Here is a 19,106-nt window from a genome sequence, read left to right on the forward strand (position 1 = left end):
GAAACGTCAAAGGAGGGATGATCGATGAATCAAGATAAACAGGGGCCTCATGTACCACTGGATGCTCATTTGTGTTTTTCGTTATATGCGTGCTCGAGAGCTATTTTTCGCATGTACCGGCCGCTCTTGGACGATTTGGACTTAACCTACCCTCAATACCTGGTCTTGCTTGCATTATGGGAGCATGAGACGATGTCGGTCAAAGATATCAGCGAGCAGTTGGTCCTGGATTCCGGTACGCTGACGCCGATGCTGAAGAGAATGGAAGCCGCGGGACTTGTCCGGCGGGAACGATCGAAGGAAGACGAGCGGGTCCTGCATATCCGGATTACCGACAAAGGTATTGCGCTCAAAGATCAATCGATGTGCGTGCCGAAGTCGCTTCTTGAAGCAAGCGGGATGAGCGAAGCGGAGATCGGCGTATTGAACGGAACCATTCAGAAGCTGCTTAATCAAATTAATGAAAATTCTTCAGCAAAATAAAATCCCTCGCGGAAGACAACGCAGTCAGGTTTCAATATGGCCTGAATGCCGGCTTGTCGACCGGAGGGATTAAGTTATTTTACGGAGTTGCTTTTCGGAATAGAAGTAAAAATCAACTATCGGGTTGCGAGGGAGGCGGATGAAATGCTCTATATATTTAGCGGGCTGCCGGGTACCGGGAAGTCAACTTTATCCTCGGCTTTGGCTGGGGAGTTACGGGGTGTGTATCTCCGGGTTGATGCGGTGGAGCAGGCGATGAAGGAGGCCGGAATGTTGGTCGATGGACCTGAGGGTTACATGGTATGTTACGCGATTGCATCGCAGAATCTCAGGTTAGGTCTTGACGTGATAGCGGATACGGTTAATCCCATTCCAATCACGCGCGAGGCTTGGCGCAACGTGGCGGAATCGCTTGAAGTCCCGTTTGTGGAAATCGAAGTGGTATGCTCTGACGAACGCGAGCATAGGCATCGGGTCGAAACACGCAAAGCCGATATTTCCGGCTTTGTTCTACCTACGTGGGAGCAGGTCAGGAACAGGCATTACGACCCTTGGGACCGAGATCGCATCGTTATCGACACCGCTCGTCAAACGGTGGCCGAAAGCTTGAGGGCTTTATATGAACAGTTGAACAACAGCCGGTCAATATGACCGGCTGTTGCAGTAGCAATATAAAGGAAAATGCAAGGTTAAAACTTATTAGGGAATTGCTTGATAACGCCTTCCGTCAGCATGTCCGCCAGATGGATCATGTGCGTCTCATTCTTATCGGTCGCCGCAATATCTGCCTTCCAATCTCCCTTAATACAGTCCAGTACGATTTCCGTAATAAGCTGAAGGTGAGTGTACATCATATCTTGCACTGCTTTAAACGGCCAGTTCGGATTTGCAGAGCTTAAAAATGTGGCAATATCGTCCGCGTTTTTATGCCAATCCGCTTCTAACTTCTTTACTTCGTCTTGGTTGTTCGCTTTGGCAGCCGCTACGATTTTTCCCGCTATCACGATATGCTCTCTCAGTAAATCAGCAAGCTTATTTCCGGCAGTCTCCCCATAGTAGGGTTTTATCACGTTGCCTATGTCTTGCTGGTTTCTTAAGAGTCGGTCTAAAACGTCTTGCTGATCGTAACGATTCGACAGCGCGCTTACAATATAGCTTCTCGTCCAAATGGTATGGTCGATCCAAACCCTCTGCATATCCGTTTTCAATTGTACCATCTGGGGAGTTATGCATCCCGCCTTTTGTTCCTTAGCCGCCTGAGCGGATAAACCTGCCGGGTTCATGGCAATAACGAGCCCAAAGGTTAAAAGCAATGCCAGCATCCATTTGATTTTCACGTTTATCTGCTCCTTGTGCATTTTAAATCATTTAACCTGTATTATTATGGATATTTTAACCACTATTATGCACAAGGTCATTCGCAAAAAATACCGTAACGCAAAAACAGCTGGCCACATGGGCCAGCTGTTTTTTTTTACAATTATTATTTAGCCGATGGAGCCGGGGCTTCACCGATATAGGCGAGTGCATTGTAGATGAGTACGGCTGCATCCGCGCGAGTAATATCATCCGTAGGGTTAAAGTTTCCGTCCTGGTCAAGCTCAGCGATTTTCAGAACAAGCGCTCTTTGGACGGAACCATCGTACGAGATGGATACCTCGTCTTGATCGTTGAACTCCACCGGAGCAATCTTAATCATCGGCAGATTGCTGTGCTGCTCAATAGCAAGGATAAGCTGGTGGGTGAACTCTTCTTTGGTCCATGTTTTGTTAGGATCCAGATCATTCGGCAAGCCAATGTTATTGTTAGCCGCAATGATAAGCGCATCCGCATACCAAGCATTATCGTCTGCTTTCGGAAAATAGTCCGTAGCGTGAGGCTCTTTGAAGAAACGAAGCGTATCGATGTTCAGATCAAGAGCATTAACAATAAGCTGAATGCCTTGTGCAGCCGTCAGCGTTGCGTTAGGGAAGTAGCGATCTTCGCCAACGCCTTGCACCAGGCCTTTATTTTGCAAAGCCGCAATTTTATCCTTAGCAGATACATTGGCAATATCCGAGAACGGATTTGTTGCCGCAAAGCTCTGTCCGGCAATGGACAGGGTAAGTACGGCTGTAGCTGCTAAAGTAACGAATTTGGATTTTTTCGTCATGCTGGAATCACCTCATCAAGTTTTTGGAACGTTCCTTCCTCATAGACGGGCTTTTCCATAAAAGGTTGCAACGATACTTACCTTTTTTTATAAACTTAACAATTCATTAATATAACGTCCTCGAGCAGCTTGAATGACTTATTGCAAGGCTGCCATTTCTTTGGCATATCGCTTGCTGGCCTCCAAAATATTCTGGCTTAATTCGGGATCGTTAACCGAACGGGCTAGTAACAAGGCGCCAACCATAGAGCTTACAATGGCCATGCTTTTTTCATTGTTTTTTCCGATCATTCCCGCTATGAAGCTGAAAAATCGGGTGACCTCCAAAGTAAACGCTTCTCTAATTTCTTCCGAAGAACGGGAGATTTCGCTGGACAGCGTAGGGAGGATGCAGCTGATTTCCCGTTGATCCCGATGCGTGGTGCTGAGGTAATAATCGATGACGGTTTGTAATTTGGCAGCCTCTTCTTTCCGAACCGTAGCTCCTTGAAGAAGATTAATCGTCTCTTCGATGGCTTTCCGGCAAGCTTCGGCCACGAGTTGATCTTTATTCGCGAAATGGGCATAGAAACCGCCATGCGTTAAGCCGGCCCCCTTCATGATTTGAGGAACGCTAACTTCCTTGATACCCTTCTGGCGGAATTCATTGGCGGCATTTTGTACGATTTTCTCGCGGATATTTAGTTTATGGGCTTTGGTATAGGGCATCCCAATCAACACTCCTGTAAATATGATGATCTTAATATTATTATAGCGATTATTAACGTTTATGCAATTTTAATTCGCCAGATAGACGAAATATTGACTCTATCTAAATATGATGATAATAATATATTACAGTCATCATATTTAGAGTTTGGGAGGTTATCGGAAATGGACAGACCAATAGAAGCAGATGTTTTAGTCATTGGCTCAGGGCCGGGAGGTTATGCGGCGGCTGTACGGTCAGCGCAGCTTGGAATGAAGACAATCGTGGTTGAACGCGGCCAAATAGGCGGTATATGCACGAATGTGGGCTGTATCCCTTCCAAAGCGTTAATCGCGGAGGCGCATCGCTATCATTCGCGCAGGTTATGGAGCCGTTCCAGCTCCGTGGATTCTTTTGAGGAGGCCCAGGCTTTTAAAGAAGCGATCGTTAACAAGCAATCCGGAGGCGTTCAATACCTCTTAAAGAGTGCCGGCGTAACGGTTCTGGAAGGTGAGGCGAGCTTTATCGATGAGCATACGGCCAGGATCGCACAATTGGAGACAGAGCAGGTAGTAGCTTTCAAGTACGCAATCTTGGCGACGGGCTCTCGTCCGATTGAGCTTCAGGCCATTCCCTTTGGCAACCGTGTCTTGTCTTCGACGGAAGCTTTGTCGCTTGCTGGCATACCGGAGAGCCTGATTGTGATCGGGGGCGGTTATATCGGGGTTGAATTGGGACAGATGTACGCGAAATTCGGCAGCAAGGTCACTATTTTGGAGGGGGGACAACAAGTCTTGCCAGGGTTCGAAGCAGATCTGGTTGCTCCGGTTATGAAGCAAATGAATGCCGACGGGATGACCATCGTAACCGAAGCCACTGCTGTTAGAGCGGAGCAGGATTCGGAAGGGATCACGCTTCATTACGTCAGAAATGACATCCGCCACTCCATTAGAGCCGATTATGCGCTGGTAACGGTCGGAAGAAGACCAAATACGGATGGAAGCCTAGAGCTTGACCGAATCGGATTGCGGACAACAAGCAAAGGATTATTAGAGACGGATAAGCAATGCAGAACCGAAGTTCCTCATGTTTTTGCAATCGGGGATATTACCGCAGGACCGGCCCTTGCCCATAAAGCTTCTTACGAAGCTATAGTTGCAGCCGAAGCTATTGCCGGATTGCCAACAATGGTTGATTACAAAGTGATCCCGCTTGTCGTATTCTCCGGGCCGGAGCTGGCAAGCGTCGGATTAAGCGAAACGGAGTGCAAAGCAAAGGCGATTCCGACGATTGCCGGAAGGTCTTCATTCGGCATAAACGGAAGGGCCTTGGCAGTCAGGGAGCCGGAAGGCTTCGTAAAAGTGATCGCCCATGCGGAAACGGGATTGATTATGGGAGCCCAAGTGGTAGGAGCAGAGGCTTCCACCCTCGTATCGGAGCTTAGCCTTGCCATCGAGATGGGAGCGACGGTCGAAGATCTGGCGTTAACCATCCATCCTCATCCTACATTGGGTGAAGTGATTATGGAGGCAGCGCAGAACGCCGTGAAGAGGTTGGTGAAAAAGTAACGTTATGCCGCGTCGCATCGGCTGCAGCCATTTTCGTTTTACCGAAGCCGAATTGGCCTACCTGACTTTGCAGGACGAATAGAGACAAGAAAACCGCCTAGCTTGGCGGTTTTCTTGTCTAACTATTCCGTTCTCATTTTACGAAACTCCTTGGGCGTAAGCTCGAGATCCTTTTTAAAAGCCTGGATAAAATGGTTCACGTGATTGAAGCCCACTCTGCTGGCTATTTCGGTTATCGTATATTCCGTCGATTGCAGCAGCTCGCAGCTTTTGTTAATCCGGTACTTAACCAGGTAGGAGTATGGGGTCATATGAATGCTGGTTTTGAAGCTGCGCGTACATTCCGACACGCTTAAATGCGCGGCATCGGCAATCTCCTTCAACGTTATCGGACTTGAATAGTTCTGATGGATAAAGCTAAGCATCAATTGCAGCCGCTCTTGCTTCAACCGGTTATGCTTGGAGGATTCTTCCGACGGCAGAGAGATATTCGAGATCAGAATTAACCATAGCTGAACGGTTTTGATCGACACCTCATACTGCCATCCCCAGCTTTTTTTAATTTCGAATTCCTTTTTCATGGACCAGAGAATGTTCAAAATCTGCTTCTGCCATTCCGTATCGCCTTTAATCTCGCAGGATAACAGATAGGAGTTGGTAAACGGAAGGACATAGTTTTTTTCCATGGCACTGTCGGAATAGAAGGCAAGCAGCTTCTCCGGGAAGTTAAAGCTGACATATTCGCCTTCGGCAGTCAGTTGAGTCACGATGTGAAGGACGCTTTTGTTGATGAATATAGCCTGCCCCGTATGCAAATGATAGTCGATTCCGTTAATCTGGATCGTTAAATTCCCTTTGGTCGCTAGCGTAATCTGCAATTCCTCATGCCAATGCAGATCGTTAAAGCCTCTGCCTTCGGGAATCGAGCGATGGATCGTATGCTTGTACATGATGTACGGAAAGGTCTCGTCCGGAAATTGTATGGCCTCGTATAATTGTTTCCCCACAGTCATGCTCCTTAGTTGACGATATATCGATATTAATGAAAGATATTATTACACAAAATAAACAACCGCGATGATATTATTATATCCAGCTTAGGCTTACCCTTACAATTCCCGTGCACGGGTAATTGTCTATTTGCTTGGAGGAACCATGCTTAAATTAACGAAAGCTTCTTTGCCCTCTCATCCGTTCGTATTGTTATTTATCAGTATTTTGTCTGTCTCGGTTTCATCGATCCTCATTAAATTCTCGGATACGCCAACTTCCGTGGCGGGGATGTACCGCTTGTTTATTACCGTTATCATCATGCTGCCTTTTGTGCCGTGGAGGCGGCTTCGCTCCATAAAGCTGAATAGGAAAGACTGGAGTATCGTGGTCCTGGCCGGCATATTGTTAGGCCTTCACTTTTTGTTCTGGATGGAATCCCTGGTGCATACCTCGGTCGCAAGCTCCATGGTCATCCTGGCCTTACAGCCCTTGTTTGTCATGATTGGTTCATACTTATTGTTTAAAGAACAGGCTAACGTACTTACGGTATCATGCTTGATTGCGGCGCTGTTCGGTTCCATCCTTATCGCATGGGGAGATATAGGCGTATCGAGAGAAGCGTTGATTGGGGACGGTTTATCGTTTATCGGCACGCTAGCCGTGTCCGGTTACTTGCTCGCGGGACAGAAGGTAAGCAGCAAAATCGATGCCAATATTTACAGCATTATCGTATTTTTCATCGGCGGTGTCGTGTTGCTTATCCATAATTTGCTGAACCGTTACTCTTTCACGGAGTATAACTCGTCCGATTGGATCTACTTCTTGCTGCTTTCCATTATCCCGACTATTTTTGGGCAATTCTTATTTAACGTGCTGTTAAAATCCATCGGGGCCACTACCGTATCGGTAGGCATTATTGGCGAACCGGTACTTGCTATTATTCTCGCTTATCTGCTGCTCGGAGAAAATATTTCTTTATTTCAGCTTGCAGGCGGCATGATCACTTTATTTGGCATGGGCATGTATTTCTGGGCGAAATCATTCAGCGGAGGGCGAAAAGTTGGCAGCCATGGATGAGTAGAGGATCATCTCACGGTTAATTTTTGTTGCAAATGCAACAAAAGTACGATAACATTTAGGATAACAAAAGGGCTGTAATAGGCCTTAGTCCTAAAGGAGCCATACTGAAATGACTGTCACAATCCATAAATGCGTCCGTGAGGATCTGCCGTTACTCCAACGGATAAGCATAGAAACCTTTAACGATACCTTTAAAGATCAGAATTCGCCCGAACAGATGCAGGCTTATTTGGAACGGGCCTTTAACACGGGGAAGCTGGAAGAGGAATTGTCCAATCCGTCTTCAGAATTTTATCTCATTTTTTGCGATGAAGAAGCCGCCGGTTATTTGAAGGTAAACGCAGACGATGCCCAGACGGAAGCGATGGGTGGCGAAGCGCTTGAGATCGAAAGGATTTATATACGTTCCGGCTTCCAGAGAAAGGGGCTGGGCAAGCATCTTTTTGACAAGGCATTGGAAATCGCTATTGGTCATGGCAAAAAGAAGCTCTGGCTTGGGGTTTGGGAGAAGAACGAAAACGCCATAACGTTTTATGAGAAGGCGGGATTCGTTCGGACGGGAGCCCACTCGTTTTATATGGGCGATGAGGAGCAGATTGATTTTATAATGAGCAAGACGTTGGCATAACCTTATTCACCAGAGCGGCTAATCCGGATGATTAGCTGCTTTTTTGTTGCGTTGCTCTCAACAAAATGTATAGGCACGAGTACCATAAATCGGCATATAGTAGTAAGGCATCAAGTTTTTAAAGGCGCTTTCATAGCGCAAATTGGCGAAAAACGAGGTGGAAACATGCAAAACAGCAAGATTGCGTATTTCTCGGCGGAGTTTGGACTTGATGAATCCTTACCGATTTATTCCGGTGGTCTTGGCATATTGGCTGGCGATCATATCAAGGCGGCAGCAGACTTGAATATTCCGCTTACGGGCGTAGGCATATTTTACGGTAAAGGTTATTTTCAGCAGCACATTGACGAAGGCGGCTCGCAGCATCATTGGTATCCCGAAGTCGACCTAGAGGCGAGTGTTTATCCGGTTGAGCTTGTGCGGGACGACAATGGCCATCCTGTCATGATCGAGGTTCCGCTGGAGGGCAGAAGGGTCTACGCAAAAGCGTTTTCCGTGCAGGTGGGCTCTGTCACCCTGTATTTGCTGAATACCGACGTTGAATCGAACAGCGATGCGGACCGCCGCTTGACTGATACGCTTTATCCCGGAGCACAAGATATTCGTATAAGCCAGGAGATTCTTCTCGGTATTGGCGGTACGAGATTGCTTACCGCGCTTGGCATCCAGCCGGAGGTCTGGCATATGAACGAAGGACATTGCACATTCCTGACCCTGGAGCGAATCCGCATGCTGTCCGCGGAAGGCGTGCCTTTCGAGACGGCGCTTGAAGTCGTTAAGGCAAGCACCGTCTTTACGACGCACACGCCGGTTCCGGCGGGGCACGATGTGTTCTCCATTGAGATGATGGACCGTTATTTTGGCGATTTTTACTGGCAGCTAGGAGCGGATAGGGAGCGGGTATTATCGCTTGGCAGCATGAACGGCGTGTTCAACATGACGCGCCTTGCCGTCAGCGCTTCGTCGAAGGTGAATGGAGTAAGCAAGCTGCACGGTGAAGTTACCCGGGAAATGTTTCACCGGTGGATGCCGTACATTCCGGCAAAGGATATTCCCGTCGATTCGGTAACGAACGGCATCCACACGGGGACATGGCTGGCTTCCGGCCTAAAAGAATTGTTCGACCGGCATCTCCCGTCCGACTGGTCCCTGAAAGCAGCGGAGCCGGAAGCATGGGCTGCCGTTCGGGAGATTCCAAGCATCGAGCTGTGGGAGGAGCATCAGAGGGCGAAAGGCAAGATGCTGCAAGCTTTCGGGCTGCCGATCTCCCCTTCGAACGGAGTGCCGTTAATTATTGGTTTTGCCAGACGGTTTGCCACGTACAAGCGGGCGCTGCTTATTTTTAACGACCCGGAGCGGATCGCGCGCATCCTGGGCAATCCTAATCGTCCGGTAGTTCTTGTATTCGCCGGCAAGGCGCATCCCTCGGATGGACCGGGGCAAGACTTAATTCGCAAAATCGTAGAGTTGTCTGAGGATGAAAGGTTTAAAAACCGTGTTTACATGATAGAGAACTACGCGATGGATAAAGCAAAGCTGCTTGTTCAAGGCGTGGATGTATGGCTCAATACGCCGCTCAAGCCAATGGAAGCCAGCGGTACAAGCGGGCAAAAGGCTGCCCTGAATGGCGTGCTGAACTGCAGCGTACTTGACGGCTGGTGGGTGGAAGGCTATAACGGGCGAAACGGCTGGGCGATCGAGAGTACGATCGATGGCGATCCTTGGCTGCAGGCGAAGCAGGATACCGAATCGCTTTACCGGCTGCTTGAGGAAGAGATTATTCCGCTGTACTACAAGCGGGGGGATCGGAATGTCCCCGAGGAATGGGTCAGCTTGATGAAGGAGTCGATCTGCTCGCTTGCACCGGTCTATAACACCCACAGAATGGTGACTGATTATTGGAATAAGATGTACGTTCCAACAAGCGCGAGAGGGAAGCGGTACGCTGCGGATAACTATGAGGTTGCGTCTAGGGTTGCGGCTTACAAGCAATTCATTCGCAGCAATTGGTCGGCCGTTCAGGTCAGGAACGTGAATATTCAAGAGGACAATGGCAGCAGGAACGGACTGAAAAAATTCCGTGCCGAAATTCAACTAGGCACCATATGGCGCGGGGACGTCCGCGTGGAGGCGGTTGGCTCCGATGGTCGTCGAGGTATCTGGAAGGTGAAGCTGGAGCCGGTACAGCAGCAGGAGAAGGGACTATACGTGTTTGAAGGAGCTTCCGCAGACATCCCGACAGATAACATCTGGAAGGCTGACGTCAACGTGCGGGTTACTCCAATCAGCCCGGATTTCGCTAACGAATTCGAGCTGGAGCTGGCTGCTTGGGGGTAAGAAGAGCAGGGGGACATTCTAAATAAAGCAAAAAGCCGGGTCTCATCCAGGGATTCGGTTTTTTGCGATTCTTAAAGGAAGTTGCGCTGCTCAGATGCTTTTCCGTTTATAATAATATCCAGTATAACAGATTAAAAACTTCATTCCTCGAGGTGACGAATTCATGTTGGATACTAGCAATGATCTTCAACCTTGGATTGTAAACCGGGCGGATCCTTATGTGCTTAAGCACACGGATGGTCTCTATTACTTTACCGCTTCCGTACCGGAGTATGACCGGCTTGTGCTGCGCAAAGCCGCTACGTTGGACGGGCTTGTTAACGCTCAGGAAACGGTCATTTGGCGGAAGCATGAAACAGGCGAGATGGGCAACCATATTTGGGCGCCCGAGCTTCATTTTATCGAGGGCAAGTGGTACGTCTATTTCGCGGCAGGCACGGCGGAGGATCAATGGGCGATTCGTCCGTATGTGCTGGAGTGCGGCGATGAAGATCCGATTACAGGCACATGGGTGGAAAAAGGCAAAATAAAGCTCGACTTCGAAAGCTTCTCCCTGGATGCGACAACGTTCGAGCATAACGGGGAACGGTATCTGATCTGGGCGCAGTATAAAGAGTCCGACAGCAATCTGTACATAGCCAAGCTCGCTAACCCGTGGACGATTATCGGGCCGCAAGTATTGATCTCCACGCCGGAATACGACTGGGAGATTCAAGGCTACCGGGTGAATGAGGGGCCGGCCGTATTGCTGCGCAACGGGCGGATTTTCGTAGCCTTTTCCGCAAGCGCGACCGATCACCGGTATTGCATGGGTTTATTGGAGGCGTCTCTGGATGCGGATCTGCTCGATCCGGGCAGCTGGACCAAGCATCCCAAGCCTGTGTTCGAGACCAATGAGGAGACGGAGAATTACGGACCGGGGCATAACAGCTTCACCGTCAGCGAGGACGGCTTGACCGATCTTATGGTATATCATGCGAGACCTTACAAAGAGCTTATCGGCAGTCCGCTTTCCGATCCTAACCGCCATGCCCGCATTCAGGCATTCAATTGGAAGGAAGACGGGACGCCCGACTTCGGGGTGCCGGGGAAATAATGCAAAAAGACGTATGGAGCGCCCATACGTCTTTTTTACAGAACACTAAGGTTGCCAAAGTTAGATTTATACCGTAATATTTTTTGTTGAAAAAGCTTCGGATGAACCCTCCTATGGAACTGCCAAAATACCTCGGCACTCCCGTTCGCAGCTTTTACACAAATTCCCCCCGAAAAAAGGAGTCCTCACCATGTCCACTCGTTTATTTCCTCATGCCTACCACTCTGCTATCCTGTCCACTGATCAATTTGTTTGTTACTCGTTTAGGTTTCTTGGCAGTTGGAAGCATGATTTTCGCTATCATGTGCATTCGTACCTGGAACTTATTACGAAGATTACTCAATTACCTCATTTAATCAATGATCTTTTTGCTGCTCAAATTTCCGGTGCAAACCGGGAACAGCTTGATTTGTTACGAAAGCTGGTTGAAGACAATCTTCAACTGGTCGAGGAAAGACTAGACAGAATATCATGCTTTCTTCCCGCTATTGACAGAGGATGGCAAACCGATCTGGAAGAGATATGGCGCTTATTTTACAAGGTGAATCAGGAGATGGTTCTTATTGTCGGAAGAAACATCCATTATTCTTTTGATCTGGATGAGAAGCTGCACATGCTCTATTCTTTAAAAGCTGACAGCTGCTATGATTATGAGGATTGGTACTCCGATTTATCCGAATAACCCTGCAAAAATCCCCCTGCCGCAAGCAACAGGGGGATTTATTTAACCTTTATAATCGATATTAATATCGTAGCTGTTCATCTCGATGGAGATTTCGCTTCTTGTCTCGAAGTTGATGCTCTTTAGCCAGGTTGTGTCGAATTTATCAACGGTCTCGATCCGAAGAGTCTCATACTTTTTCTTCGCTTTATCGATTTCCTTGGCCAGCCAGTACAGGTAAACAAAGCTGACGATAAAGACCGCGAGCAGGAAGATGAGGAAGGAACTGCTCATAATGCTCTCATACAATCTCGCAAAGCTGCCGTGAATGGTGCCGATATTGCGGAAGTAGACAATGCCAAACATCAAAAAACAAAACAAGCATAGCAGTGCACAAAAAACAGCTCTTGATTTGCAATTTTCCCACTTTCTCTTACGGTCGATGAGTGTCTCGAAAGTTTTCCTTGCATCGTTTGGTACGAGTTCACGCCAAGCCATGCCAGCCAGCCCCCTCCCTTCAAACTTACCTGTCCAATACATGTTATGCCTGTACGCATAAAGCAATGTCTGCCGGCAAACAACTAATAAGAAAAAATTGGATGACGAAAGGGGATTTCCCGATGATTACGCCCATTAAAGTAAGAGACGTGAAGGACATTGAACAAATCAACCATATCGTGTCGCGTTACGACTTCGATATCTGGATTCACGGCAAAAGCGGAATGGCCGACGCCAAGTCGATTCTTGGCCTGTTTGTACTAAAGCTTAACGAGCCGTTAACGCTTGTCATCCCGGATGACGTGAACTACAAGAAGCTTTTCAAAGAGCTGGAGCCGTTTCTCGTCATTGGTTAGAAAGAACGGTAAGCGCAGCAGCATTCCTCAACAATTTAATACATCCCCATAAAGTTTGCTTTTACCCCCGTGCAATCCAAAATCGGGTCGTTTAGTATGGAGGTAGGCTTATACAGGCGGACAGGATATAATGGTCGCATTGCAACATAGATCATAGATCATGGGGAAGGGTGAGCGGATGCTGCGTGTGTTAATCGTAGATGACGAGTTCGAGATTCGCGAAGGTTTACGTAACCGCTTTCCGTGGAGCACGTTTGGGATCGAAGAAGTTCTGGTTGCCGATGACGGCGACACGGCTCTAATGCTGGCGAAGGATGCACGTCCGGACCTCATCGTAACGGATATAAAAATGAACCGCATGTCCGGGCTGGAATTTCTGAACGCCTTGCAGCCGATGAAGGATTACGATCCGGAAGCCATTGTGGTGAGCGGTTATGACGATTTTGATCTGGTGAAGCAGGCGATGAAGACCGGAGCGATCGATTATGTTCTTAAACCAATCAATATAAGCGAGCTCGAGCAAATTGTCCGCAAAGCGGTCGAAAATATTCAGCGGAAGCGGCTCGAGCAGCATAATGAGCAGCAGCTGATGAACCAGGTAAAGTTCGCGATTCCGAAAATGCGCGAAGAGCTGCTTCGGGAGATGGTGGAGCAGGAGCATGACCCGTATAAGGAAACAAGACGGCGCCACCGGCTGACGACGTTAAACATGGAATGGATTACAGTGGAGCATATGACGGTCATGGTCATTGTCGCCGATGATCTGAAAGCCATTGAGAACCGGCGCGGGCAGGAGAAGGACCTGATTCTGTTCGGGATCGGCAATGTCGTGAATCAGACGCTGGAGGAGGATTATCCTTATCCGTACGCGATCTGCATGGACAGCTCTAACAGATGGCTAGTTTTGTTAAGCTGCCTGCGTTCGGAACAGGCCGAGCTGACTAGCGGAATCGCGCATCTATGCATCAAGCGAATCAATGATTTCGTGAAGGTGAAGGCAAGCGTTGGACTCCGGACGAACCCTTGTACCTTCGAGCATCTGCACGAGATGTATACGGAAGCGCTTAGCGTTCTCGAGCAGAAGGCCGTCTACGGCGGCAACCGCGTATTTACGCTGCAAGGCGGTTTTGAAGAAAGCGAGCAAGCCGATCTCAAGCTGGCAGAGCCGGAAGAAGTACTGGATCTGGTCAAGTTCGGATCGGATGAGGATATAACGGCAGCAATGGAACGGTTCGAATTAATGGTACAGGCGTGGCAGCTAACGCAGCTGCGGGATATTCAGCAGAGTATTTTCGAATGGCTGTTCGAGATTTTCAGGAAAGCGGCCGCCGCCGGAATTCCGAATAAAAAATGGGGCAGCAATCCCATTGCGCTTTGGGAGCAGCTGGAGCAATACGATACGCTGCAGTCGCTTAAGGAGCAGGCCGAACGATGCCTGAAGGAAATCGCGGCCGATTTCCGGAGTCTCTCCGCTACGCCAAGCCAGATTATATGCGAAGCGGAAAAAATATTGCAGCGGGATTACGCGGAAAGCTTAACGCTTCAAAGCGTGGCAAGCGCCGTACACGTTACTCCCGTATGGCTCAGCAAGCTGTTCAAGAAAGAGAAGCGGCAGACGTTCCTTGAATATTTGACCGATATCAGGATCGAGAAGGCGAAGGAGATGCTTGGCGACATCCAGTACAAGGTGTACCAAATCTCTTACCAGGTCGGTTATAAAGACCCTGTTCATTTCTCGAAGCTGTTCAAAAAGCAGGTTGGCTGCACGCCCAAAGAATACCGCAGGCAGCGCGGCATTATTGACGAGTAACGCATAAAGGCAGTATCCAAGGTGAATAACGCTTTCCCTTTGGAACTGCCTTTTGCTGTATCCGAACGATCTTAAGACTTGATGCCAACCGTTACGATTTTATAGCCTTCTACCGGAATGCTGCCGCCCTCCGTCTTGCTCGCGGCATCTTCCATAATGTTGCTTAAGTAAGTTTCCGTTGCCGAGTTCGGCAGGACGGCAAGCGCCGTTGGTTCACCCGACAGATTGTACCAGCGAGCCATCAGGTCGCCGCGCTCTTCGTTGATCTTCAGACTGGAGAAAGCAAGGCCGTCCCCGTTCCAAGCGAGGAATTGATCCGAGAGAGGAAGCTCTCCTTCCTGCAAGCGTGCGCCAACCGTCGTTAGCGGTACCGGGAACCGGTAAGCTTCGCGGTAGGCGTCAAAACGCTCGTTCACGCCGCCGTAAGGGATGATCATCCATTCGGCGACATTGGCGCCAAGGCATTGCGCATCCGGCGTATGGAACACGCCCCAGTCGCCTAGTTCGCCGACGCAGCGGAGCAGCGTCAGCGCAATCGTATTCCGGCCATCCTGCAGGATTTCGTATTCGTTCAAGCCTTTGCCGGCAGTGGTCAGCCCTCTCTCTTTATCGTGAACGTCGATGAACGTCTGCAAATGCTGGCAGTTGCTCGGGTTCTCCCATACCGCGGACGGAACTGTCTGGCGCTCGGCAACTTCGAAGATCGAATCGGCAAAATGAGTAGAGCCTTCGACATCGGAAGGCAATAGTACCCGCAGCCGGTGATCCTTGGATTCGTTGTTGATTGTTGCCTGGACGCGTACTCCCTTGCCGTTGCGGTCCAGACTAAGCTTGGTGACGATAACGAGCGGGGCCAGCTCGGCGGAGCGTCCGGCTTTCCGGTTGCGGAATTCAACCATCGTGCCGATCTCTTGGGCTAACCGTTCGTCAGCGCTTGCCGGGATGGCGAGCGAATGGATGATTTCGATCGACGCTCGGTACGGAGTGTCCTCCACGACGCGAATAGCGGCTTTAAGCCCTTTGGTTGTAATAGCTTTGTCGAGAGCAGGCTGTTTGAAAATATATTCGTTGCCGATATCGCCAACATCCTCGTAAACGCCCAGTCCGCTGAAGGTCTGGCCGCTGGTTTTGTGATAGACGGCATAGCTTCCGTCATCTTCTACGGTCAGCTTCAGGTGGCGGTTCTCGATAACGCGGCCGCCGCTAAGGAGAGTCTTCTCTTCAGCCGTACCCGCTTTGCCGGCAACGGCGTTGCCTTGGCTTGGAATCCAGGCGAACGTCTGATACCCGAGCTGAGGAAGATTCTCCGCCTCAAAGGTTAAACGAACGGCGCGAGCCATATAGGGCTGGCGGAATTTATCGCTTGGCAGCTCATAGCCGAAGCGTACGCCCAGATCTTCCGCGGAATGCGAAATCGCCTGGCCTTTTGCGTTGATTAGATAACCTTCGCCCTGCGTACGCGCTTTTACCTCGGCGGCAATCGCTACCGGATCCTCGCTTTGGTCGAAGAACCGGTGGGAGAATTCCAGCTCCAGCGTTACAACGGATGAGCCTTCGTAGCCGCTTGTGTTAAAGACGGCAAAAGGCACGGCTTCCGCGCTGTACGCTGCAAAGGAGGAGGTATCGATCCTGGAGCCGATGAACGTGACGCTTTCTTCCGTCAGCCGCTTGCCAACCTCCATGCTTTTGGCGAAGCGCGTCTTCATCTCGTCGTAGACCTCATCGACGCTGCAGCCGCAGATGCTGTCATGCGGATGGTTCTGCATCAAGGTTTTCCAAGCATACTGCATCAGGCCATGCGGGTAAGGCTTGCCAAGCTGATGCGCGGCTGCGGCAAGCGGTTCGGCTACTTTTTCGAGCAGCGTCTGATTTTGCTGATTCAACTGTTTAATATAGACGCGGGCGGAAGCGGTATTCACGAGGGAATACCAGCCGTCGGTCTGCTGGCCGCGAAGCTCGCCGCGCGTGACGCTAAGCGTATCCGGCCGTTCAGTCTCAACCGCCCGCACGTAATCATCGAAGTTGGAATGAACAAATTCATAATCCGGGTATAGCTCCCTTGCCACGCGCAGAGCCTCGGACAGATTGGTCTGTACCGGCTGATGGTCGCAGCCGTTCATCAATAGCAAATGCCGGGTGGACGCGAACAACTCGGCGCGGGCCAGGCGGTGCTCCCAATAAGGCTTGGCCTGATCCGGATCAACCGGAATTTCCATGCCGTTGTTATACCAGTTGGCAAACAGGATACCCAGCACGCTGGAGCCGTCGGGCGACTGCCAGACAAGCTCGGAGAACGGCGATTCCAATCCCGAGTCATCCACCCGGTTATTAAATCCGGTCGCTTTGACGCCACGGCCAAAGACAGCCGTATCAATGCCGGCCTGCTTCAGAAGCTGCGCGGCTTGACCCATATTGCCGAAGGAATCGGGGAAATAGCCAAGCTTCGAGATCGGCCCGAATTTCGCCGCATCGCGGTGACCGATCTGAAGATTGCGTACATTCGCTTCGCTGCTCGTGAGAAATTCGTCCTGCAGAATATACCAAGGACCAAGGGAGAGCTTGCCCTCATCGCATAGCTTCTGGATCTGCTCCCGTTTCTCCGGGTACACCTGCAAATAATCGTCGAGAACAATCGTCTGCCCGTCGAGATAGAAGCTTCGGAATTCCGGATCGGATTCGAAGGTCCGGAGCAGCGTATCCATCGTCTCGATCAGCTTGACGTGATGGGCTTCGTACGGCATATACCATTCCCGGTCCCAGTGGGTATGAGAGATGACATGAACAACGCGTTTGGAAGACGGCATGATGGTTCCTCTTTTCTCTTTTTCGTAGAAGGTTAGTCATTACGCAACTAGTGTAAAGAATCGGGTATGCCGTCACAATGAGGGAAACGCAAACTTTAAGGGGGAATGTTATCGTTATGAGAAAAGTTTCGTTTCGGCTGGCGTCGTCCTTCCGCAACCGTATGATTTTTATCTTTTTGCTTATTATCATTGTCCCGTTCCTGCTCTTCGCCTACTATTCCCACATCAAGTCGATTGAGGGGATATCCGAGACGAATACAAAGATGACGATGAGCTATCTTCTTCAGGCGAAGAAGAACTTCGAAATCTATTTAAATAATTTGAATGAACAGGTCAACGAGGTTATCGGCAATAAAAGCATTCAGGATTTACTATACAAGGAGCCCGTTGACGAACAGGACGAGGAATCGTTTGCGGTAAATATGTTGACGGCTCTCTATCATGCCACGCCGGTTATCGATGCTTTCCGGGTGAAGGTATATCCGATTAATCCAACGAAGTACCCTTCCTATATGCGATCTATCGATGAGTCCGTGCGGATTGGCGACCAGTACTGGTTCCAACGTTCGAAAGCAACGGTAGAGCCGACCTGGTACCTGACCATGCCGAAGCAGGGGAAATACGCAAAGCCGCTGCTCACTTACGTGAAACGGTTTACCGGATTGTATGATTCCAAGCTAAGGGGGCTTATTGCGACGGATCTGTCGGACGATTTCCTGGAGCGGTATTTCTCCCCGTCGGATCAGCTCAAGGATCAAAAGCTGCTGCTCGTAAACGATAAAGGCATTGTGCATTACGATTCGGCCGTCAATGAATGGACCGGTCAGCCGTTCCCTTCGGAGTCTTTCGTGGGCTATATGAAAAAAAGCGACGCCGGTTCGCAGTCCATCGCTATCGGCGGACAAACCTACCTGGCGACCTACGTGACGATGGCCAATCATCCTTGGACGATTGTCAGTTTAACGCCGCTCAAAGAGCTGACCGGTGCCATGGACGAGATTAACCGTGTCCTTATTATTTTTCTGATCGTGTACTTGGTGTGCTGCTTCAGTGTCGTAATCTATCTGACCGTAACGTATACGCAGCCGATCGCCCATCTTGTCCGCCTGATGCGCAAGCTGGAATCGGATAATCTCCATTTTTTATCGCCATGGTCCTCCCGCAAGGATGAAGTAGGCTGGCTGTACCGGAGCGTTGGCAGCATGGTGCACCGGATAGACGGGCTTGTGAAGGATGCTGCGCGCTCGGAGCGCAACAAGAAGGCGCTGGAATTCCAGGTGCTCAGCCATCAGATTAATCCGCATTTCCTGTACAACACGCTGGAGTCGATCAGGTGGAAGGCAGAAAACCACGGCCGGAGCGATATTAGCGAGATGGTATCGGCGCTTGGCAATTTGCTTCGCTTGAGCCTCAACCAAGGGAAAGAAATCACGACGCTGAAGCGGGAATTCGATCAGGTGAAAGCTTATGTGGCGATTGAGCAGGCACGGATGGGCAAGACCGTCCGGATCCTGTACGCTTGCGATGAGGAAACGCTGGAGCTGCCGTTCCTCCGGCTGCTCTTGCAGCCCCTTGTGGAGAATGCGATCCAGCATAGCGTGAGGGATAACTTCGACAAAGGGAAGATCATGATTGCCGCAAGGCAAGAAGAGGATGATATTGTGATTGATATCGCCGATAATGGGAAAGGCATACCGCAGCATGTGCTCGACCAGCTTGAGCAGGCGGAGGAACCGTCAGGCGGCAAGTTCTCGCCATCGCGCAGAGGCGTGGGACTGCGTAACGTGAATGACCGGCTGCAGCTGTATTTTGGCGAGGCGTATAAGCTGAAAATTGTAACGGGACCGGAGATCGGAACCAAAATTACGTTAAGGCATCCGGTGCTGAAGGAAGGCCAGGAGCTGGATTCGACCTTTGAGTGAAAAAAGGGGAGCACGTTCCATGTCATGCTG

The 19,106-nt window shown here is 49.8% G+C and carries 17 protein-coding genes; 11 read left to right on the forward strand and 6 right to left on the reverse strand.

Features of this window, described 5'->3' with window-relative positions; genetic code table 11:
* The first annotated feature begins 24 nt into the window (after positions 1–24).
* Together ACR9FF_RS06025 and ACR9FF_RS06030 are read left to right on the forward strand one after the other, a co-directional pair.
* Positions 25–483 (forward strand): MarR family winged helix-turn-helix transcriptional regulator, encoded by a 459-nt coding sequence (locus ACR9FF_RS06025; protein WP_201006046.1) that lies wholly within the window; start codon positions 25–27, stop codon positions 481–483.
* Positions 484–627: 144 nt separating this feature from the next.
* On the forward strand, positions 628–1,134 hold the full coding sequence (locus ACR9FF_RS06030; protein WP_435169676.1) for an AAA family ATPase: 507 nt from the start codon (positions 628–630) through the stop codon (positions 1,132–1,134).
* Positions 1,135–1,172: 38 nt separating this feature from the next.
* Here ACR9FF_RS06030 and ACR9FF_RS06035 read toward each other — a convergent pair whose 3' ends face one another.
* From ACR9FF_RS06035 to ACR9FF_RS06045, 3 genes are all read right to left on the reverse strand, one after another.
* On the reverse strand, positions 1,173–1,820 hold the full coding sequence (locus ACR9FF_RS06035) for a glycosyltransferase (protein ID WP_435169678.1): 648 nt from the start codon (positions 1,818–1,820) through the stop codon (positions 1,173–1,175).
* A 146-nt stretch (positions 1,821–1,966) separates the two neighbouring features.
* Complete coding sequence (locus ACR9FF_RS06040; RefSeq protein WP_435169680.1) at positions 1,967–2,635, reverse strand: S-layer homology domain-containing protein; 669 nt, start codon at positions 2,633–2,635, stop codon at positions 1,967–1,969.
* A 138-nt stretch (positions 2,636–2,773) separates the two neighbouring features.
* On the reverse strand, positions 2,774–3,343 hold the full coding sequence (locus ACR9FF_RS06045) for a TetR/AcrR family transcriptional regulator (RefSeq protein WP_201006054.1): 570 nt from the start codon (positions 3,341–3,343) through the stop codon (positions 2,774–2,776).
* A 165-nt stretch (positions 3,344–3,508) separates the two neighbouring features.
* Here ACR9FF_RS06045 and lpdA point away from each other — a divergent pair, with 165 nt between their 5' ends.
* Positions 3,509–4,891 (forward strand): dihydrolipoyl dehydrogenase, encoded by a 1,383-nt coding sequence (gene lpdA, locus ACR9FF_RS06050; protein ID WP_435169682.1) that lies wholly within the window; start codon positions 3,509–3,511, stop codon positions 4,889–4,891.
* Positions 4,892–5,013: 122 nt separating this feature from the next.
* Here lpdA and ACR9FF_RS06055 read toward each other — a convergent pair whose 3' ends face one another.
* Positions 5,014–5,898, reverse strand: a complete 885-nt coding sequence (locus tag ACR9FF_RS06055; protein ID WP_435169684.1) for an AraC family transcriptional regulator — start codon at positions 5,896–5,898, stop codon at positions 5,014–5,016.
* A 148-nt stretch (positions 5,899–6,046) separates the two neighbouring features.
* On the opposite strand from ACR9FF_RS06055, the gene ACR9FF_RS06060 reads away from it, so the two are divergent.
* The 5 genes from ACR9FF_RS06060 (at position 6,047) to ACR9FF_RS06080 (ending at position 11,707) form a co-directional block, all read left to right on the forward strand.
* Positions 6,047–6,961: a DMT family transporter gene (locus ACR9FF_RS06060; RefSeq protein WP_435169686.1), complete on the forward strand. Its 915-nt coding sequence runs from the start codon at positions 6,047–6,049 to the stop codon at positions 6,959–6,961.
* Between the two features lie 112 nt (positions 6,962–7,073).
* Entirely contained in the window at positions 7,074–7,592 is a 519-nt protein-coding gene (locus ACR9FF_RS06065; protein WP_435169688.1) for a GNAT family N-acetyltransferase, read from the forward strand.
* A 165-nt stretch (positions 7,593–7,757) separates the two neighbouring features.
* Positions 7,758–9,929: an alpha-glucan family phosphorylase gene (glgP, locus tag ACR9FF_RS06070; protein WP_435169690.1), complete on the forward strand. Its 2,172-nt coding sequence runs from the start codon at positions 7,758–7,760 to the stop codon at positions 9,927–9,929.
* A 163-nt stretch (positions 9,930–10,092) separates the two neighbouring features.
* Positions 10,093–11,025, forward strand: coding sequence for a glycoside hydrolase family 43 protein (locus tag ACR9FF_RS06075; protein WP_435169692.1), 933 nt, complete (start codon positions 10,093–10,095; stop codon positions 11,023–11,025).
* A gap of 190 nt (positions 11,026–11,215) precedes the next feature.
* Positions 11,216–11,707, forward strand: coding sequence for a hypothetical protein (locus ACR9FF_RS06080; RefSeq protein WP_435169694.1), 492 nt, complete (start codon positions 11,216–11,218; stop codon positions 11,705–11,707).
* A 42-nt stretch (positions 11,708–11,749) separates the two neighbouring features.
* Here ACR9FF_RS06080 and ACR9FF_RS06085 read toward each other — a convergent pair whose 3' ends face one another.
* Positions 11,750–12,226 (reverse strand): DUF2663 family protein, encoded by a 477-nt coding sequence (locus ACR9FF_RS06085; RefSeq protein ID WP_127490972.1) that lies wholly within the window; start codon positions 12,224–12,226, stop codon positions 11,750–11,752.
* A gap of 80 nt (positions 12,227–12,306) precedes the next feature.
* Here ACR9FF_RS06085 and ACR9FF_RS06090 point away from each other — a divergent pair, with 80 nt between their 5' ends.
* Both ACR9FF_RS06090 and ACR9FF_RS06095 read left to right on the forward strand, forming a co-directional pair.
* Positions 12,307–12,540 carry an HPr family phosphocarrier protein gene (locus ACR9FF_RS06090; protein ID WP_015842777.1) on the forward strand — a complete coding sequence of 78 codons (234 nt, stop codon included), beginning with the start codon at positions 12,307–12,309 and terminating at the stop codon, positions 12,538–12,540.
* Positions 12,541–12,718: 178 nt separating this feature from the next.
* The gene (locus ACR9FF_RS06095) at positions 12,719–14,350 is read left to right on the forward strand and encodes a response regulator transcription factor (RefSeq protein WP_248758138.1); all 1,632 of its coding nucleotides are present in this window, start codon (positions 12,719–12,721) and stop codon (positions 14,348–14,350) included.
* 71 nt (positions 14,351–14,421) lie between these two features.
* Here ACR9FF_RS06095 and ACR9FF_RS06100 read toward each other — a convergent pair whose 3' ends face one another.
* The gene (locus ACR9FF_RS06100) at positions 14,422–17,154 is read right to left on the reverse strand and encodes an alpha-mannosidase (RefSeq protein ID WP_435169696.1); all 2,733 of its coding nucleotides are present in this window, start codon (positions 17,152–17,154) and stop codon (positions 14,422–14,424) included.
* 116 nt (positions 17,155–17,270) lie between these two features.
* Between ACR9FF_RS06100 and ACR9FF_RS06105 the strand changes: the two genes are divergently transcribed.
* A complete protein-coding gene (locus tag ACR9FF_RS06105; protein ID WP_127490966.1) occupies positions 17,271–19,076 on the forward strand; it encodes a cache domain-containing sensor histidine kinase in 1,806 nt (601 codons plus the stop codon).
* Positions 19,077–19,106 lie beyond the last annotated feature (30 nt).

It is taken from the genome of Paenibacillus glycanilyticus, assembly GCF_051200795.1.
In the GTDB taxonomy this organism is placed as follows: domain Bacteria; phylum Bacillota; class Bacilli; order Paenibacillales; family Paenibacillaceae; genus Pristimantibacillus; species Pristimantibacillus glycanilyticus.

What these genes read in the sequence shown, in the direction of transcription:
- glgP (WP_435169690.1), top strand. Translation starts at nt 7,758, where the DNA reads ATGCAAAACAGCAAGATTGCGTATTTCTCGGCGGAGTTTGGACTTGAT.
- ACR9FF_RS06040 (WP_435169680.1), bottom strand. Translation starts at nt 2,635, where the DNA reads ATGACGAAAAAATCCAAATTCGTTACTTTAGCAGCTACAGCCGTACTT.
- ACR9FF_RS06025 (WP_201006046.1), top strand. Translation starts at nt 25, where the DNA reads ATGAATCAAGATAAACAGGGGCCTCATGTACCACTGGATGCTCATTTG.
- ACR9FF_RS06065 (WP_435169688.1), top strand. Translation starts at nt 7,074, where the DNA reads ATGACTGTCACAATCCATAAATGCGTCCGTGAGGATCTGCCGTTACTC.
- ACR9FF_RS06060 (WP_435169686.1), top strand. Translation starts at nt 6,047, where the DNA reads ATGCTTAAATTAACGAAAGCTTCTTTGCCCTCTCATCCGTTCGTATTG.
- ACR9FF_RS06105 (WP_127490966.1), top strand. Translation starts at nt 17,271, where the DNA reads ATGAGAAAAGTTTCGTTTCGGCTGGCGTCGTCCTTCCGCAACCGTATG.
- ACR9FF_RS06045 (WP_201006054.1), bottom strand. Translation starts at nt 3,343, where the DNA reads ATGCCCTATACCAAAGCCCATAAACTAAATATCCGCGAGAAAATCGTA.
- ACR9FF_RS06030 (WP_435169676.1), top strand. Translation starts at nt 628, where the DNA reads ATGCTCTATATATTTAGCGGGCTGCCGGGTACCGGGAAGTCAACTTTA.
- ACR9FF_RS06095 (WP_248758138.1), top strand. Translation starts at nt 12,719, where the DNA reads ATGCTGCGTGTGTTAATCGTAGATGACGAGTTCGAGATTCGCGAAGGT.
- lpdA (WP_435169682.1), top strand. Translation starts at nt 3,509, where the DNA reads ATGGACAGACCAATAGAAGCAGATGTTTTAGTCATTGGCTCAGGGCCG.
- ACR9FF_RS06075 (WP_435169692.1), top strand. Translation starts at nt 10,093, where the DNA reads ATGTTGGATACTAGCAATGATCTTCAACCTTGGATTGTAAACCGGGCG.
- ACR9FF_RS06100 (WP_435169696.1), bottom strand. Translation starts at nt 17,154, where the DNA reads ATGCCGTCTTCCAAACGCGTTGTTCATGTCATCTCTCATACCCACTGG.
- ACR9FF_RS06090 (WP_015842777.1), top strand. Translation starts at nt 12,307, where the DNA reads ATGATTACGCCCATTAAAGTAAGAGACGTGAAGGACATTGAACAAATC.
- ACR9FF_RS06085 (WP_127490972.1), bottom strand. Translation starts at nt 12,226, where the DNA reads ATGTATTGGACAGGTAAGTTTGAAGGGAGGGGGCTGGCTGGCATGGCT.
- ACR9FF_RS06080 (WP_435169694.1), top strand. Translation starts at nt 11,216, where the DNA reads ATGTCCACTCGTTTATTTCCTCATGCCTACCACTCTGCTATCCTGTCC.